This window comes from Bradyrhizobium sp. MI1.7, from assembly GCF_055811795.1.
The window spans coordinates 411,844-426,737 of record NZ_JBVVPO010000001.1 but is presented as its reverse complement, the minus strand read 5'-3'; the positions used below and the strand labels follow the sequence as shown (position 1 = coordinate 426,737).

Annotated in this window: 19 protein-coding genes; 8 read left to right on the top strand and 11 right to left on the bottom strand. The window is 63.6% G+C overall.

All coding sequences use genetic code 11. The features are described 5' to 3' along the window. Positions 1-15: 15 nt before the first annotated feature. The 4 genes from AC0L3X_RS02075 (at position 16) to AC0L3X_RS02060 (ending at position 3,757) form a co-directional block, all read left to right on the top strand. Positions 16-342, top strand: coding sequence for a rhodanese-like domain-containing protein (locus AC0L3X_RS02075; protein ID WP_028170872.1), 327 nt, complete (start codon positions 16-18; stop codon positions 340-342). 7 nt (positions 343-349) lie between these two features. After that, positions 350-1,531: an aminotransferase gene (locus AC0L3X_RS02070; protein ID WP_063986450.1), complete on the top strand. Its 1,182-nt coding sequence runs from the start codon at positions 350-352 to the stop codon at positions 1,529-1,531. A gap of 5 nt (positions 1,532-1,536) precedes the next feature. Next, complete coding sequence (locus tag AC0L3X_RS02065; RefSeq protein WP_231144586.1) at positions 1,537-2,649, top strand: polyamine ABC transporter substrate-binding protein; 1,113 nt, start codon at positions 1,537-1,539, stop codon at positions 2,647-2,649. Between the two features lie 301 nt (positions 2,650-2,950). Beyond that, positions 2,951-3,757, top strand: a complete 807-nt coding sequence (locus AC0L3X_RS02060; RefSeq protein ID WP_063983970.1) for an outer membrane protein — start codon at positions 2,951-2,953, stop codon at positions 3,755-3,757. 226 nt (positions 3,758-3,983) lie between these two features. On the opposite strand, the gene AC0L3X_RS02055 is transcribed toward AC0L3X_RS02060, so the two are convergent. From AC0L3X_RS02055 to AC0L3X_RS02030, 6 genes are all read right to left on the bottom strand, one after another. Further along, positions 3,984-4,916 (bottom strand): lipid A biosynthesis lauroyl acyltransferase, encoded by a 933-nt coding sequence (locus AC0L3X_RS02055; protein WP_063983969.1) that lies wholly within the window; start codon positions 4,914-4,916, stop codon positions 3,984-3,986. An 8-nt stretch (positions 4,917-4,924) separates the two neighbouring features. Continuing rightward, positions 4,925-6,202, bottom strand: coding sequence for a beta-ketoacyl-ACP synthase (locus AC0L3X_RS02050; protein ID WP_063983968.1), 1,278 nt, complete (start codon positions 6,200-6,202; stop codon positions 4,925-4,927). Positions 6,203-6,249: 47 nt separating this feature from the next. Beyond that, on the bottom strand, positions 6,250-7,455 hold the full coding sequence (locus tag AC0L3X_RS02045; RefSeq protein WP_063983967.1) for a beta-ketoacyl-ACP synthase: 1,206 nt from the start codon (positions 7,453-7,455) through the stop codon (positions 6,250-6,252). Further along, the gene (locus AC0L3X_RS02040) at positions 7,452-7,922 is read right to left on the bottom strand and encodes a 3-hydroxyacyl-ACP dehydratase FabZ family protein (RefSeq protein ID WP_063983966.1); all 471 of its coding nucleotides are present in this window, start codon (positions 7,920-7,922) and stop codon (positions 7,452-7,454) included. The genes AC0L3X_RS02045 and AC0L3X_RS02040 overlap by 4 nt, the downstream gene beginning before the upstream one ends. A gap of 10 nt (positions 7,923-7,932) precedes the next feature. Continuing rightward, on the bottom strand, positions 7,933-8,220 hold the full coding sequence (locus AC0L3X_RS02035; RefSeq protein WP_007592476.1) for an acyl carrier protein: 288 nt from the start codon (positions 8,218-8,220) through the stop codon (positions 7,933-7,935). 208 nt (positions 8,221-8,428) lie between these two features. Beyond that, positions 8,429-8,770 carry a hypothetical protein gene (locus AC0L3X_RS02030; protein WP_063983965.1) on the bottom strand — a complete coding sequence of 114 codons (342 nt, stop codon included), beginning with the start codon at positions 8,768-8,770 and terminating at the stop codon, positions 8,429-8,431. Positions 8,771-9,108: 338 nt separating this feature from the next. Here AC0L3X_RS02030 and AC0L3X_RS02025 point away from each other — a divergent pair, with 338 nt between their 5' ends. Continuing rightward, positions 9,109-9,738 carry a ParB-like protein gene (locus tag AC0L3X_RS02025; protein ID WP_063983964.1) on the top strand — a complete coding sequence of 210 codons (630 nt, stop codon included), beginning with the start codon at positions 9,109-9,111 and terminating at the stop codon, positions 9,736-9,738. A gap of 15 nt (positions 9,739-9,753) precedes the next feature. On the opposite strand, the gene AC0L3X_RS02020 is transcribed toward AC0L3X_RS02025, so the two are convergent. Beyond that, entirely contained in the window at positions 9,754-9,909 is a 156-nt protein-coding gene (locus AC0L3X_RS02020) for a hypothetical protein (RefSeq protein WP_166094517.1), read from the bottom strand. A gap of 276 nt (positions 9,910-10,185) precedes the next feature. On the opposite strand from AC0L3X_RS02020, the gene AC0L3X_RS02015 reads away from it, so the two are divergent. Beyond that, positions 10,186-10,329: a hypothetical protein gene (locus AC0L3X_RS02015; protein ID WP_166094525.1), complete on the top strand. Its 144-nt coding sequence runs from the start codon at positions 10,186-10,188 to the stop codon at positions 10,327-10,329. A gap of 43 nt (positions 10,330-10,372) precedes the next feature. On the opposite strand, the gene AC0L3X_RS02010 is transcribed toward AC0L3X_RS02015, so the two are convergent. Continuing rightward, positions 10,373-10,576: a hypothetical protein gene (locus AC0L3X_RS02010; protein WP_063983963.1), complete on the bottom strand. Its 204-nt coding sequence runs from the start codon at positions 10,574-10,576 to the stop codon at positions 10,373-10,375. A gap of 162 nt (positions 10,577-10,738) precedes the next feature. Here AC0L3X_RS02010 and AC0L3X_RS02005 point away from each other — a divergent pair, with 162 nt between their 5' ends. Together AC0L3X_RS02005 and AC0L3X_RS02000 are read left to right on the top strand one after the other, a co-directional pair. Continuing rightward, a complete protein-coding gene (locus AC0L3X_RS02005) occupies positions 10,739-11,470 on the top strand; it encodes a Crp/Fnr family transcriptional regulator (RefSeq protein ID WP_063983962.1) in 732 nt (243 codons plus the stop codon). A gap of 139 nt (positions 11,471-11,609) precedes the next feature. Then, positions 11,610-11,777 carry a hypothetical protein gene (locus tag AC0L3X_RS02000; RefSeq protein WP_166094532.1) on the top strand — a complete coding sequence of 56 codons (168 nt, stop codon included), beginning with the start codon at positions 11,610-11,612 and terminating at the stop codon, positions 11,775-11,777. A gap of 32 nt (positions 11,778-11,809) precedes the next feature. Here the strand turns inward: AC0L3X_RS02000 and AC0L3X_RS01995 are convergent, their stop codons facing one another. The 3 genes from AC0L3X_RS01995 to AC0L3X_RS01985 all read right to left on the bottom strand — a co-directional run bounded on the left by AC0L3X_RS01995 (position 11,810) and on the right by AC0L3X_RS01985 (position 14,772). Beyond that, entirely contained in the window at positions 11,810-12,307 is a 498-nt protein-coding gene (locus AC0L3X_RS01995) for an MgtC/SapB family protein (RefSeq protein WP_063983961.1), read from the bottom strand. Next, on the bottom strand, positions 12,304-12,885 hold the full coding sequence (locus tag AC0L3X_RS01990) for a peroxidase-related enzyme (protein WP_063986449.1): 582 nt from the start codon (positions 12,883-12,885) through the stop codon (positions 12,304-12,306). The genes AC0L3X_RS01995 and AC0L3X_RS01990 overlap by 4 nt, the downstream gene beginning before the upstream one ends. A 114-nt stretch (positions 12,886-12,999) precedes the next feature. Continuing rightward, the gene (locus tag AC0L3X_RS01985) at positions 13,000-14,772 is read right to left on the bottom strand and encodes a di-heme-cytochrome C peroxidase (protein WP_063983960.1); all 1,773 of its coding nucleotides are present in this window, start codon (positions 14,770-14,772) and stop codon (positions 13,000-13,002) included. Positions 14,773-14,894 lie beyond the last annotated feature (122 nt).

Sequence of the window (14,894 nt, the reverse complement as noted above, 5' to 3'; positions counted from 1 at the left end):
ACGTTGGAGGATGATGTGGCAAACCAGGTACAGGATCTGACCCCGGACGAGGTCTCCAAGGGTGTCGCGGAAGGGCGCTATCTCCTTGTCGACGTGCGCGAGCCGAACGAGGTCGACGCCGAGGCCTATCCTTACGGCGTTGTCGTGCCGCTCTCGACCTTCGATCCCAAGGCGATCCCCGATCCCCAGGGCAAGGAGGTCGTGTTCGCCTGCCGCTCCGGAAAACGCTCGGTGACGGCCTCGCTCGCGGCGCAGGCGGCGGGGCTGCCTTACGACAAGCATCTGGCCGGCGGCATGCTGGGGTGGAAGGCGGCGGGTCTTCCCAGCAAGGTCGGTGGCTGACCTCGCGATGACGACCAAGAGCTCCTCGCTGAACAAGGTCTTTGCCGACCTTCCCGTCACCATCTTCGAGGCGATGTCGCAGGCCGCGCGCGACAACAACGCCATCAATCTCGGCCAGGGCTTTCCTGATGATCCCGGGCCTGAGGACATCCGCCGCGCCGCGGCCGATGCCTCGCTGAACGGCTACAACCAGTACCCCTCGATGATGGGCCTGCCGGAGCTGCGCCAGGCGATCGCGACCCATTACGGTCACTGGCACGGCCTCAAGCTCGATCCGATGAGCGAGGTGATGGTGACCTCCGGCGGCACCGAGGCGCTGACCTCGGCGATCCTCGCGGTGGTCCAGCCCGGCGACGAGGTGGTCTGCTTCCAGCCGGTCTATGATTCCTACCTGCCGATCATCCGCCAGGCCGGCGGCATTCCGCGCCTGGTCCGCCTCGAGCCGCCGCACTGGCGGCTGAATGAGGACATGCTGAAAAGCGTCTTCAATTCAAAGACCAAGGCGGTGCTCTTCAACAATCCCCTGAATCCCTCCGCAGTGGTCTATCCGCGCGAGGACCTCGAGCTGCTCGCCCGCTACTGCCAGGAGTTCGACGTCATCGCGATCTGCGACGAGGTCTGGGAGCACGTCACCTTCGACGAGCACAAGCACGTCCCGCTGATCACCATCCCCGGCATGCGCGACCGCACCATCAAGGTCGGCTCGGCCGGAAAGATCTTCTCGCTGACCGGCTGGAAGATCGGCTTCGTCTGCGCCGCGCCGCCGCTGCTGCGGGTGGCCGCCAAGGTGCACCAGTTCCTGACCTTCACCACCGCGCCGAACCTCCAGGCCGCCGTCGCCTATGGGCTCGGCAAGTCCGACGACTACTTCCTGTCGATGCGGAAGGACCTGACGCGGAGCAGGGACCGCCTGACCAGGGGACTGGAGAGCCTCGGCTTCCCCGTGCTGAAGTCGCAGGGCACCTACTTCCTCACCGTCGACCTGTCGCCGCTCGGGCTGAACGAGAGCGACACCGAGTTCTGCTGGCGGATCGTGAAAGACTACAAGGTCGCGGCGATCCCGGTGTCGGCCTTCTACGAGCAGGACGCGGTGACCTCCGTGGTCCGCTTCTGCTTTGCCAAGAAGGACGAGACGCTCGACACCGCGCTGGAGCGGTTGTCGGACGCGGTGCGCGGACGCAAGAGGTAGGAAAGATGACGAACGTCGGCCGCTCCAGGCTTTGCCTTGGTTTTGCAATCGCCGCGGCGCTGACGTTGCTTTCTGGCCCCGCAGGGGCCGAGGAGCGGGTCGTCAACTTCTACAACTGGTCCAACTACATGGCGCCTGACGTCCTTGATGCCTTCACCAAGGAGACCGGCATCAAGGTGGTCTACGACACGTTCGATGCCAACGAGACGCTGGAGACGCGCCTGATGGCCGGCAAGTCCGGCTATGACGTCGTGGTGCCGACCGCCTATTTCCTCCAGCGCCAGATCAAGGCCAACATCCTCCAGAAGCTCGACAAGTCGAAGCTGCCGAACCTCTCCAATGCCTGGCCGGTGGTGACCGAGCGCCTTGGCATTTACGATCCTGGCAATGTCTACGCCGCCAACTACATGTGGGGCACGACGGGCATCGGCTACAACGTCGCCAAGGTGAAGCAGATCCTCGGGCCCGACGCGAAGATCGACAGCTGGGACATCGTCTTCAAGCCGGAGAATTTGGCGAGGTTCAAGGACTGCGGCGTCCACATGCTCGACTCCGCCGACGACATCTTCCCCGCGGCGCTGAACTATCTCGGGCTCGATCCGAACTCGACCAAGCAGGCCGACCTCGAGAAGGCCGCCGAAATCGTCGCGAAGGTCCGCCCTTCCGTGCGCAAGTTTCATTCGTCCGAATATCTCAGCGCGCTCGCCACCGGCGAGATCTGCTTCGTGGTCGGCTGGTCCGGCGACATCATGCAGGCGCGCGCACGCGCCGCCGAAGCGAAGGGTGGCATCGAGATCGGCTACGCCATCCCGAAGGAGGGCGCGCAGATGTTCTTCGACAATCTCGCGATCCCCGCGGATGCCAAGAACGTCAAGGAAGCCTACGAGCTGATCAACTATCTCTACCGTCCTGACGTTGCCGCCAAGAATTCGGACTTTTTGTCCTACGCCAACGGCAACCTCGCCAGCCAGAAGTTGGTCGATCCGAAAATCCTGAACGACAAGAACATCTATCCGGACGAGGCGACGCTCGCAAAACTGTTCGTCATCACGGCGCGTGAGCCTGCGACCCAGCGGGTGATCAATCGGCTGTGGACCAAGGTGAAGACAGGGCGGTAGTCGCTCTGGGGACCGCCCGGAAGCCAAAATCTGCAAAACAACCCCATGCACAGTAGAAGCGTCACCTGCGGGTCGCCGGCGGTGGCGGTGCTTAAGTCGCGATGACGCCTGGGCTTCATCGACGCGCGGACGCAATGACCTGAAGCAGCGCGCGCGGTGCCGATCTGCGGCCGGTCTTCTCAGATTGCGCATACAACCTGACGTCGTTGCGATGGTATCCGGATGTGTCCGTGGGGTGACAGCGTCCGGCGCTGTTCCGGTGTATGGAACCGGAATACATTCGTTCATAGGAATTGCCCCGATGAAGAAATTTGTTCTGGCTGCGGCCGGCTCGTTGCTGTTCGTCACCGCGGCGTCGGCGGCTGACATGGCCCCGCGTTACACCAAGGCTCCTGTCGTGGCGCCGGTCTACAATTGGGGCGGTCTCTATCTCGGTATCAACGGTGGCGGCGGTTCTGCGCACACCTGCTGGGACATCTTCAACGATTCCGGCTTCCCGATCGTGCCGTCAGTTCCCGAGGGGTGCCACAACGCGACAGGCGCCACCGTCGGTGGACAGATCGGCTATCGCTGGCAGGCGGCCAACTGGGTGTTCGGCCTGGAAGCGCAGGGCAACTGGGCCGATTTTAGGGGCAGCAACGCGAGCCAGTATGCCGTCTTTGGTACCACCTCTCTCCTCAACGACGTCACCAAGGTCGACGCCTTCGGCCTGTTCACGGGGCAGGTCGGATACGCCTTCAACAACGTGCTGCTCTATGCCAAGGGCGGTGCGGCCGTCGTTCACGACAAATACTCGCTCACGGTGACGCCGGCCGGCGCGGCCGCTCTCGCGCCGTTCTTCGCCGTCGTCGCCGGCCAGACCGGTGCCGTCGGCTCCGAGACGCGCTGGGGAGGGACCGTGGGAGCGGGAATCGAGTTCGGCTTCGCGCCGGGCTGGTCTGTCGCTGTCGAATACGATCATCTGTTCATGGGCAGCCGGGACGTGACCACGAACACCATTGCCCCCTTCGCCGCGCCGCCAAGCACCCACCGCATCGGCCAGGACATCGACATCGGCACGGTGCGCGTGAACTACACGTTCGGTGGACCGGTGGTCGCGAAGTACTGAACGGTTCGAGAGCTTGAACGCGAAGGCCCCGGTCATGCGCCGGGGCCTTTTTGTTTGGGACGAAGTCTTTCGGTAGAGAGAAGGCCAGACCCTCACCCTGAGGAGCGCGCTCTTCGCGCGCGTCTCGAAGGGCGAGGCCACCGGCCGGGCCTGCATCCTTCGAGACGCGCGTTTCGCGCTCCTCAGGATGAGGAATAGGTAGCCGCGTTAGCCGTTTGGCGGCTCGCTACCGCCACCGTCTGTGCAGCCACAGCCACTGCTCGGGATGCTCGCGCACCCAGCCTTCCACCACGCTTGTGATCGCCTGCGTCGTGCCCTGGATGTCGATCTTGCCGTCGGCGTCGCGCACCGGCGGGATCTCCTCGGTCAGCTCGCCGCGGAAACGGTTGCCGGGCAGGCGGATGATACGGACGCCGTGGATCGGGCATTCGACCTGGCGCAGCAGGCGCGCCAGCATCGGATTGGCGCGGGTCTTGCGGCCGAAGAAGGTGACCTCGACGCCGCCGGTCAGGTACTGGTCGATCAGCATGGCGACGTGCTTGCCGTCCTTCAGCGCCTGCGCGAGGCGCAAAGGCGCGTCGCGCCCCGCAGCGATCAGCGTGCCCATGTTGACCTGGCGCATCTCCTGGATGATGCGGTCGGCAGAGGCGATGTTCGGCCGGCGATAGAGGATCGCAGTGTCCAGCCCATGCGCGACGGCGGCGAGCGCCGGCAGTTCCCAGTTGGCGAGATGGGCTGCAAAGATCAGCGCCGGCTTGCCGTCGTCGCGGATCTGGTCGAACAGCTCGATGCTGCGCTGGGGCAGTTCGATCCGGCTCTTTTCCGGATGATCGCGGTCGTAATCCCAGACTTGGTCCATATGGGCGAATTCGGCACCGACGCGGCCGAGATTGTCCCACACGCCCATCAGGATGGTTTCGATTTCTTCCGGCGACTTCTCCGGAAATGCCACGGTGAGGTTGGCGCGGCCGATGCGGTGCTCGCGCAGGCGCGGGCCGATCGTCTTCACCACGCGGGAGAAGAAGTCCGAGGTCTTGGCCGGATCGAAATAGCGCGTGGTGCGCAGCATGCCGACGGTGGTGGCCCCGATCAGGCTTCCGCCGAGCGACTTGGCAGCCTCCCGCGCGCGGGCCTTGATGCTCGCAGGTAACAGCGCCATGCGTCCGGTCAGGCCGGTTCGCGGGTCAGGATCAGCGAGGCGTTCTGGCCGCCGAAGCCGAACGAGTTCGACATGACCGCGGTGACGCGGGCATCGCGCGCCTTGTTGCCGACGACGTCGAACAGGATCGTGGGATCCGGATTGTCGTAGTTGATCGTCGGCGGAATGCGCTGATGCTCGAGGGTGAGCAGCGAGAAGATCGCTTCGACCGCGCCCGCGGCCGAGATGGTGTGGCCGACCATCGACTTGTTGGAGGTCACCGGGATCTTCTGCGCGAGATCGCCGAACACGGCCGATGTCGTGTTGAACTCCATCTTGTCGTTCTCGGGCGTCGCGGTGCCGTGCGCGTTGATGTGGTCGATCTGGTCCGGCGTCATGCCGGCATCGGCCAGCGTCTTGTTCATGCAGCCGATGATCGGCTTGCCATCAGGCGAAGAGCGGGTGCGGTGGAAGGAATCGGTGAGCTCGCCGCAGCCGGCGATCACGCCGAGGATTTTTGCGCCGCGCGCGGTCGCTGCTTCGTAGCTTTCCAGCACGAGGGCGCCGGCGCCTTCGGCCATGACAAAACCGTCGCGGTTCTTGGAGAAGGGGCGGGAGGCCGCCTGCGGCGGATCGTTCTGGGTCGACAGCGCCGAGAGCAGCGAGAACCGCACGAGAGCTTCGGGGTTCACGGTGCCGTCGGTTGCCACGCACAGCGCGGCATCGGTCTCGCCGCGGCGGATCGCCTCGACGCCGAGCTGGATCGAGGTCGCGCCCGAGGCGCAGGCCGTCGACAGCGAGATCGGCGAGCCCTTGGTGCCGAAGGTCTCGGCGAGATAAGCTGCTACCGAGCCGAACATGAAGCGGTGGTGATAGGCGCTGTACTTGCCGCCGCCGGAGATGCGCAGCAGATCGTCATAGGTGATATCCTGCGCGCCGACGGCACGGCCGAGCTCACGGCGCTGCGGCCACTCGACTTCGACCGGTGCAACCGCAAGGAAGAGCGGACCGGGGAAATCGGCCTTGGCGCCGATGCCGGCCTGCGCGAGCGCTTCCTGCGTGACGAGCTCAGCCATCCGCTCGGACAGGCCGGTGGAGGAGAACGGATCGACGCTGACGAAATCGACCGTGCCGGCCATCGTCGTCCTCAGGCCGTCGACCGGAAAGCGCGTGATGGTGCGGATGCCGGATTCGCCGGCCACGAGCTTCGCCCAATTGTCGGCCTTGCCGTTGCCGAGCGAGGTCATGATGCCCATGCCGGTGACGACGACGACGGGACGCCCGAGTTTGTCGCGTGGTGCAGTCATGTCGATCCCCCGATTGAGCTAGAGCATCCGCCAAAGCGCGACGCGCTTCAGCTTACGGCCTCGACCAGAGCCATGCCCTCGCCGCGCCAGTGTCCGGCCCCCACCACCACAATCTGGGTGGGCGCGCCCTGCATTTCAATCTCGGTCCCGGTGGAATCGTTCGGCGGGAACAGCGCACCGCGCGAGATCGACAGCGCCGCGAGCGCGATGCCAAGCGGGAATTGCGTTTCCATGGCGTGGCCGAACATCGTGCCGGTCGAACGCACCGGGAAGTCAGCATGGCCCTTCAGGAAGCCGCGCTCCTCTGACGTCGCGGGCTCCGCGCCGGTCGCGCCCGATATGATCGCGCCCTTGCCCTCGCGCCTGGGCAGCTTTTCCCAAAGCTTCTCCAGCGTCGCGGCCGTGTCGCCGGGTTGCTTGCGCCGGGCGAGGTCGGCAACGACGCTCGACAGCTTTGCGAACGGCTTTGCGCCGCGCGCTTCCGCGTGCGCCTTCGATTCCAGCACCAGGAACGCGCCGGCAGATCCCAACGCGAAACCGGGGTGATCCTTGCGCGCCCACACCGGAGCAAACTTGTCTTTCAGGTTGAAGTCGCCGAATTCGTAGAGGACCATCAGGTCTTTGCGCTCGCCATTGTGGGAGCCGCCGATCAGCGCGATGTCGCTCTCGCCCGAGGCGATGCGCGCGAGCGCAATGCGCGCCGCATCGGCACCCGCGACCTCTTCGCCCATGAAAGTGCGCGAGGTGCCGCCGAGACCGTGCACGATGGCGATGTTGCCGGCGAGCAGGTTCGAGAGCTGGGCCAGGAACAGCGTCGGCCTGAGATCGCTCATCAGCCGTTCGTTGAGGAAGCCGGGCGCATTGGCGCCCTTGACCTCGGCCGTGAGCACGCCGGAGTCGACATTGAGGTCGCGCTCGCCGCCGCCGGCGGCCACCACCATGTCGATCTTCGACAGGATGTCCTTGTTGCCCTTGATCCCGGCGGAATCGAGCGCAAGGCCCGCGGCATAGGTGCCGATGCGCTGCCAGGCTTCCATCTGGCGCTGGTCGCCCTTCTTCGGGATCTGGCTGTCGAAGGTCACAGGCATCAGGGGATGCACGATGCAGGGCGCAAAGCCCTTCTCGTCGACATTGATGCGCTTGTCCTGAAGCGCGGCCCAGTTGGCGTCCAGGCCTTCGCCGAGCGAGGTGGCAAGGCCAATGCCGGTGATCCAGACTTCCGTCTGGCCGGGCTTCGAAGCAGTGTCAGTCATGGCGATCCGGCCTGTTGCGGGAAGCCGACGCGTTTGGCGACCGCGTCCATGAAGCCGCGCATATCCGCATTGGGGAAGGGGATCTGCGTGAAGGTGAGCGTCGAATTCGCGCGCAGCTTACCGCCGACCTTGATCTTGGCCTCGGTCACCGCATAGCCCGAGCCCTGATGCGACAGGGTCGCCTCGATGGTCATGAGATCGCCGGGGAAGACCGAGCCGCGGACCTTGGCCTCCTTGACGGCGGCCAGGATCGGCATGCGCTCGAACTTGAGCACGCCGAGCTGAAGCCAGCCCGAGGCCTGGGCCATCGATTCGATCAGGAGCACGCCGGGCATCAGGGGATAGCCCGGGAAGTGCCCCTCGAAGATCGTGCTCTCCTTGGGGACCAGGGCTTCGACGACAATCGTCTTCGCGTCGACGTTGAGGTCGACGACGCGATCGATCATGTGGAAGTATTCGAGTTGCATGACCGCGCGCTTAGGCGCTCGCGCCCTTGGCCGCAACCAGTTCGTCGATGCGGGCGCACAGATTTTTCAGCACGAAATACTGCTCGGTGGTCGCCTTGCCGTCGTTGACCTCCTGGGTCCATTTTTCCAGCGGCAGCTTGATGCCGAACTGCTTGTCGATCGCGAACGCGATGTCCAGGAAATCGAGGCTGTCGATGCCGAGGTCATCGATGGCGTGGCTATCCGGCGTGATCGTGTCGCGCGGGATGTCGCAGGTTTCAGCGATGATCGTAGCGACCTGATCGAATGTGGAGGACATCACTAAGCCTTTGATATATTGCTGATATTTGTCTGAGGTTCCAGAGTGGAACGGTGGGTGGGCATCGCGCCCCGATGACGCCCTCAACCCCCCCTCTGGCCGGGTCGAAAGCCCGTATATCGGAGCGCCGCCCTGAGTTCAATGGAGCCGGGCGGCCCCGGCGACAGGGCTGGGGATGCCGTCGGCGGCCTTTTCACCCGGGGGGTGCCTAGATATGGGGCGTCGTGATCTTGGCGCAGTCGCGGCGGCCCATCAGTACGCAATCCTGGGTGCGGCGCAGGTCGGCAATGCTCACCGCGAGCCAGATCCCGATCGCGGTCAGCGCGATGGTGAAGGCGAGCGCCGCAATATTGGCGAGCATGCGGTGGCGGAAATTGTCCGGTTCCGGGCGGGGCTTCTCGTAGCGCGACAGGTCGAGCGGCTCGGGCGCGACGCGCAGCGGCTGGACGGTACCGCTGCCCCGTTGGACCGGCGGGGGAGACGCGTTGCGCGGCCTGAACTGGAGCACCCGGTGCTCGTCATCCGAGCTGATGGGCCGCTGTGTTTTCATGGTGCGGGGATCACTCCGAAGCAGCGGTTTTTAGATAGCATACGTCGTGAATGCCTTGCAGAAAATCTTCTCAACGCGCACGTGCATTGCGCTTTCGCACTATCTTGCATGGCATATTTCCGGAGCGGCTCGCGAGCGAACGCGGCGCCGGCTGTCAGGTCGGTGACAGGAAGCGGAGGTTGCGTTGCAACAACACCGCCGAAGCACGCACCGTCGGCTCCCGTGAACATCTGCTTGTGATATCCGCGGCCGGATCGAACGCATTTTGCCGCCGCGGGGCCCATGGCATAATCAAGGGAAACGGACCACCGGTTGCAACCATGTGAGGGGCCTTCATCATGACCACCACCAACGCACGCGAACCGAGAGTGCATCCGGTGCCGATCCTGTCGCTCCGGCCGACGCAGATGACGGTCGGCATGCGCGAGGTCAAGGAGAAGCGCAAGCGCTGGCGCGAGCACGGCAAGAAGAAGCAGGCCGACCTGCTCGGCAATCACATGATCCCCGTCGTCTACGGACCGGACCAGCGCTACTACGTGATCGACCATCATCATCTCGGCCGCGCATTGCACGACGAGGGCGTCAAGGAAGTGCTGGTGACCGTGGTCGGCGACCTCAGAATGGTCGAGCGCGAAGCTTTCTGGGGCGTGATGGACAACAAGCGCTGGGTCTATCCTTACGATTCCAAGGGCGAGCGGCGTCCGTTCCGCGATCTGCCGAAATCGGTCGTCGATCTCAAGGACGATCCGTTCCGGAGCCTTGCCGGCGAGCTCCGCCGCATGGGCGGCTTCGCCAAGGATACCACGCCGTTCTCGGAATTCCTGTGGGCCGACTTTCTGCGCCGGAAACTGACGCGCAAGGCGGTCGATGCCAATTTCGACAAGGCGCTCGAGAAGGCCCTGTCCGCGGCCAAGAGCAAGGACGCTATCTATCTGCCCGGCTGGTGCGGGCCGGCGGATGACGATTAGGCGCAACCGCTCGCATCAGTCGCGCTGAAAGATCTTGGCGCCGGGGTAGACGCGCCGGGCGTAGCTCACGACCAGCGCGCGGTCCTGGGTTGCCAGGAAGGGCGTTCGGATTTGGCACGAGCCGACGACGAGGTGCCACAGACCATTGAGCCTCCGGATGACGACGTTCATTTGAGCAATCCTCGATGACTCCGCGTTCCCGCGAATACTGCTTATCGCGGCAGTCTTGCGATTCATGATCGTGGTCGCTGGCGCGAAATTCCCGTTGCCGCTCGCGACCGTCGCAAGACAACGACGATGATTATTAGTTGGTTACGGCGCGGCGGCCCGAGAAGCCGGATCTCATCACAGCCGCTTGAGCGAAGTCATTTTCTGCAGGGATGAAACCGTCCTGAAACAGAGCCACCCCATCTCTGGTGGGTAGTCGAGCTCACACAGGAGGCCGAAATGCGCCGTCTGGTTTTCGTAATCGCCTTGCTCGCAGTCGCCACAGCAGGAATCTCGGCATCGTTTGCTGCAGTTCGCCACGCCAAGACGCTGACATTCTCTGAGCGCTTTGCTCCGGCGCTCGAGTTGATGGCGCAGCGCTAGCGGTGTAGCGCCTCGCAGTCGCCGCTACGCAACGGTGGGACGATCACTTCTGGTGCTGCGGGCCGGGTGAGGACAGAAGGCGTTCGATCTCGGCGGCTGCCTCGCCGTTGCGCGCCTTCTGCAAGAGTGTGTGGCGTTCGGTGCCGGCGGGCAGCTTCTTGGCCGCGGCGCGGGCGTCCTGCGTGAACCTGTTCAGGCGCTCCTGGAGTGACAGGGCCGGTCGCGTGCGGTTGCGCTTCTTGGTCATGGCTGCACCTTTCCGGCGCAAAGCCAACCATGGGGAGGCGAGTGGCGTCCTTAACTTTTGTTGGAACCGGGGGCGTGGATCGCGGTTTTTTCATTGCAGCGGCGCTTCGGCGCCAGGGATTGCAATACAGATCCCACCTCATACCAACCGGAGCTAGCTCGCGTGCCTAGCGATACGATCCGTGCTGCGCTTGTCAGGCGTTTGCGTACATCTTCAGGCATCTCGGACGACGACGTGAAGGAGATCGAGGCGCTCCCAATCGCGGTTCGTCAATATCCGGCGGAGGCGCCCGTGGTGCACGACGGCGAGCGCGCAACCGATTGCTGCCTGATCGCAGATGGCTTCTGTGCGCGTTCCAAGACGATAGCAAGCGGCAAGCGTCAGATCCTCTCTATCCACATCCCCGGCGAGATCCCCGACCTGATGAGCCTGTTCCTGCATGTGATGGATCACGATCTGTCGACGCTGACGCCATGCACGCTCGGCTTCATCAGTCACGAAACGCTGCGAAAATTGCACCAGCGCAGTCCAAGCGTCGCCGAGTTGTTCTGGCGAGACACGCTGATCGACGCTGCCATGTTTCGCGAATGGATCGTCAATGTCGGCCAGCGTCCCGCGCCCGCAAGGCTTGCCCATGTCATGATCGAGCTGCGCGAACGCCTCCGGGTCATCGGGCGTCTTGACGGCAACAGCTTCGAGATGCCGCTGACCCAGGAGCAGATCGGCGAAGCCCTGGGAATCACCGGGGTGCACGCCAACCGCGTGATCAAGCAGTTGCGGCAGGAGGGCATCGTCGAGCTGCACCGCGGCCGCGTCACGGTGCTGGACGAGCGGAAATTCTTGGAACTTGCCGATTTCGACGGCCGTTACCTGCATCAGTCGCCAACGCTTTGAGGCGCGCAGGCGACTTGACCTACCGCAAATTCGTATCGGTGCAGGGCGCTATGGTCCGTCGGCATGATTGCCGAACCGGTGTTGCCTGAATGTCGAGGGCGCAGGTGGCTCCGAGTCATGCTGACCCGGAGGCATCACCGTGAGCGCAATCTTTCGCATTCTGTTCATCGTTGCCGGTGCCATCACCGCGCTGTTCGTCGCGCGCGATGCCCTGAATTTCACGATCATCCAGACCTTCGTTGCCGTTCTGCTCGTCACCGCCATCGTCGGTGTCGGAAGCTTCTGGAGCCAGCGACGGAAAACGTGACGGATGTGAGAGCCGCGTGCTGGCGCAGCCGGCTAGGTCCGCGGCGGCGCGTCCGGAGACGTCTCCGCGGTGTGCGCATCCCCCTTGCCGCCGAGCATGCGGTGCAGCCGTCGCTCGATGTGGCGGCCCACCGTCAGCAGCACGAAGGCGAGCGCCAGCGCGACGGCGACGATCTTCCACTGTCCGGCGCCGCAGACGATGCCGATGCAGGCCGCGAGAAAGGTGCAGGCGGCGCTGGTCAGCCCGCGGACGCGAAATCCCATGCTCTGATGCACGATGACGCCGGCGCCGAGAAAGCCGATGCCGGTGAGGATGCCCTGGATGACGCGGCTGGTGGCATCGGCGACCCTGGTTGGCTCGGCGAGCTGCAGGGCGAGCAGAACCACGGTCGCCGTGGAGAGCCCGACGATGCCGAGCGTCTTCAGCCCGATCGGTTTGCCGTGCAGGTCGCGGTCGAGGCCGATCGCGCCGGCGGCGACGGTCGCGGCACCGAGACGAGCAAGGATTTCGGACCAGTCGAGCTCCGTCATTTTTTCGGCAAGCGCCCCATCAGGTAAAACTCCTCGTTCGGCCTCATGCCGGTGAAGTTTGCCAGCCGATTGGACAGCGCGAAGAAGGCGGAGATCGCGGCGATGTCCCAGATGTCGTCGTCGCTGAAGCCGTGCGGTGCAAGCGCCCCGAAGTCCTCCTCGGAGACGCGCTGTGCGTCGGCCGAGACCTTCATCGCGAAATCGAGCATCGCCTTTTGCCGCGGCGTGATGTCGGCCTTGCGATAGTTCACCGCGACCTGGTCGGCGATCAGCGGGTTCTTGGCGCGGATGCGCAGGATCGCGCCGTGCGCGATCACGCAATACTGGCACTGGTTGGCCGCCGAGGTCGCGACCACGATCATCTCGCGTTCGGCCTTGGTGAGGCCGCCGTCCTTCTCCATCAGCGCGTCGTGATAGGCGAAGAACGCGCGGAACTCGTCGGGCCGGTACGCCAGCGTCAGGAACACGTTCGGCACGAAGCCGCTCTTCTCCTGCACGGCGAGCAGGCGCGTGCGGATGTCGTCGGGGAGCGTGTCGAGGGCGGGTGCGGGGAAGCGTTGTGAAGGAGGAAGGGGCATGACGATGTTCCGGATGGGGCTCTCGGGGAAGCGCGGAACATAGTCGATCGCAGTCCTTAGCGCAAAGCGCATGCGCGGACTACATCCTGGCTAGCGCAGACAGAGCCGAGGCTCTCAAAGAGTCTTCAAATATTCGAGGAGTGCCTTCTTTTCGTCGTCGCTCAAGCGCGTGCCATAGTCATGCCCGCACCGGCTGTTTCCTGAATTGAGGTCATTGCAATCGGTGACTGGACGAGTTGGCCCCTCTTGTGTGACGTCAAGACCAACATTCTTGATGTCGTATCTCGCGCCAACTTTGAATTGTGACATGCGCTTCGCAGGCGGTACGAGCAATTCCGCCAATGTCGGCACCGAGCCGTTGTGCAAATAAGGCGCCGCGGCCCAAATTCCCTCCAGCACGCGAGCTTCATACTCGCCTCTGTTGAGGGTCCGCTCAAGAAGCGTCCCAGGTTCGATCGTCAGGCTTTCTGGCTGGTTCGGAGGTTGCGCGCTGCTGGGCGGCGCGATGGACGCCTTGACCGGAGCCGGTGACAGAGAGAGGGATGTGGAGGGCGCCTTTTGGGCGTTGGGAGGCAACGAGGAGCCAAAGCCGTCACCGGGGCCGACGTCGCTCCCCAGATACAGCTTATTGTCGAGGATCGCTCCGGCGACTGCACTGAACATCATGTGGACGGCATAATCCTCCTCCTCGAGGTGCCTGGCGATCAACGGGATACCTGCTCCCTTCAGCGCGCCGGTCTTCACCCTCCAACCAAGCTCGTCGAATTGACGTGTGTCGGTGCCGACGTTCTGAACCGGCGTCACCCACGTCGTAACAAACAGGTCGCGCAGGGCACGGACTTCCTTCTTCTCGTGACACCCCTTGCTGCACTGCCTCTCGAAGATTTTTTGACCGTCTTTAGCCAGCTTCGAGTCGATAGGCCAATCTGATGGCCATTTTGGCGGGCCCATCTTCTGGAGCAATTCCTCAAGTCGTTTCAGTCCATCGAAGTTGATGGAGTTGGCATAGTTGAAGAACGGGCCGAACGAGCGCCTTGGTTCGAAGTTGCCGAATGCGAGAGCCTGTCCCGCGTTCCGGGCTAGTGCGAAGACGCGGTTTCCATTCAACACAAAACCGGCCCAGTCGGTCTGGTTCTGCATCGGTGAATTCCACAGGAAAGGATAGCGCACCGGAGCATCGCCAATCTTCATGTTCTCCGGGATCAAAAAATCGGGCGGCGGCCCAACGTCGGTGCCGGATATGCGGTTGAAGATGATCCCGATCGCGTCCAGACGTCCGGGGCCCCAACCAACTGGCGGCAATGTACCGGTCACGAATGCATGAACGCGCCGGTGCCATGCATCAACCCTCTGACGTAGTGCGGCAACATCGGCAGCAGAAGGTGTCGCAGGTTGGGAGACGGCCGCAGCAAATGCAGCGAATGCCGTGTCGCTTGCGGTTACGTCTCCTACCGCCTTGTCCAGGTCGCTCAGGAACTCCTGGAAATCCATAAACGCCGGACCGCCGTCGATGCGGTACGTCTTGCCCCCAACTTCAACCTGCCGCGTGTGACACGCGGAGCATGTTATCCCGACCATCTGGGACTCTGCGGGACCCGTGGTGTGGAGGCCGACGGGGAGGTTGGTATTATTGCCCGGATTTGGGAGAAAGCCGTATCGGGTAAGACCATCCGAGAGGAACGGTTGTCCGTCCTTCGCTTTCAATGCCCGTAACCAGGTGAGGTTGATTAAGCGGGAGCCTTGGTCGCGCGTGTAGTAGTCAGCCCTGTCTTCCGCTGTCCATGTCGGGCCTTGGTCGACATATATCGGATCGCCGAGAGCGGTCTCAATTCCCGAACTTGCAGCGACGACCAGCGCAAAGCGAATGAGGAAAGCGACACGACGCATCGCATGAGCCTCCGTGAACTACAATTGAACCACCCGTTTTCTCGAAATCAGAATTTGTGGAGATATGCGCAGCTCGGCGAGACGCAGCTCGCCCGGTAGCGACGAGAGCTGTCAGAAATAGC

Coding starts and splice junctions, on each gene's coding strand:
- AC0L3X_RS02070 (WP_063986450.1), top strand. CDS start 350: ATGACGACCAAGAGCTCCTCGCTGAACAAGGTCTTTGCCGACCTTCCC.
- AC0L3X_RS02065 (WP_231144586.1), top strand. CDS start 1,537: ATGACGAACGTCGGCCGCTCCAGGCTTTGCCTTGGTTTTGCAATCGCC.
- AC0L3X_RS02060 (WP_063983970.1), top strand. CDS start 2,951: ATGAAGAAATTTGTTCTGGCTGCGGCCGGCTCGTTGCTGTTCGTCACC.
- AC0L3X_RS02055 (WP_063983969.1), bottom strand. CDS start 4,916: ATGGCGCTGTTACCTGCGAGCATCAAGGCCCGCGCGCGGGAGGCTGCC.
- AC0L3X_RS02050 (WP_063983968.1), bottom strand. CDS start 6,202: ATGACTGCACCACGCGACAAACTCGGGCGTCCCGTCGTCGTCGTCACC.
- AC0L3X_RS02045 (WP_063983967.1), bottom strand. CDS start 7,455: ATGACTGACACTGCTTCGAAGCCCGGCCAGACGGAAGTCTGGATCACC.
- AC0L3X_RS02040 (WP_063983966.1), bottom strand. CDS start 7,922: ATGCAACTCGAATACTTCCACATGATCGATCGCGTCGTCGACCTCAAC.
- AC0L3X_RS02035 (WP_007592476.1), bottom strand. CDS start 8,220: ATGTCCTCCACATTCGATCAGGTCGCTACGATCATCGCTGAAACCTGC.
- AC0L3X_RS02030 (WP_063983965.1), bottom strand. CDS start 8,770: ATGAAAACACAGCGGCCCATCAGCTCGGATGACGAGCACCGGGTGCTC.
- AC0L3X_RS02025 (WP_063983964.1), top strand. CDS start 9,109: ATGACCACCACCAACGCACGCGAACCGAGAGTGCATCCGGTGCCGATC.
- AC0L3X_RS02020 (WP_166094517.1), bottom strand. CDS start 9,909: ATGAACGTCGTCATCCGGAGGCTCAATGGTCTGTGGCACCTCGTCGTC.
- AC0L3X_RS02015 (WP_166094525.1), top strand. CDS start 10,186: ATGCGCCGTCTGGTTTTCGTAATCGCCTTGCTCGCAGTCGCCACAGCA.
- AC0L3X_RS02010 (WP_063983963.1), bottom strand. CDS start 10,576: ATGACCAAGAAGCGCAACCGCACGCGACCGGCCCTGTCACTCCAGGAG.
- AC0L3X_RS01995 (WP_063983961.1), bottom strand. CDS start 12,307: ATGACGGAGCTCGACTGGTCCGAAATCCTTGCTCGTCTCGGTGCCGCG.
- AC0L3X_RS01990 (WP_063986449.1), bottom strand. CDS start 12,885: ATGCCCCTTCCTCCTTCACAACGCTTCCCCGCACCCGCCCTCGACACG.
- AC0L3X_RS01985 (WP_063983960.1), bottom strand. CDS start 14,772: ATGCGTCGTGTCGCTTTCCTCATTCGCTTTGCGCTGGTCGTCGCTGCA.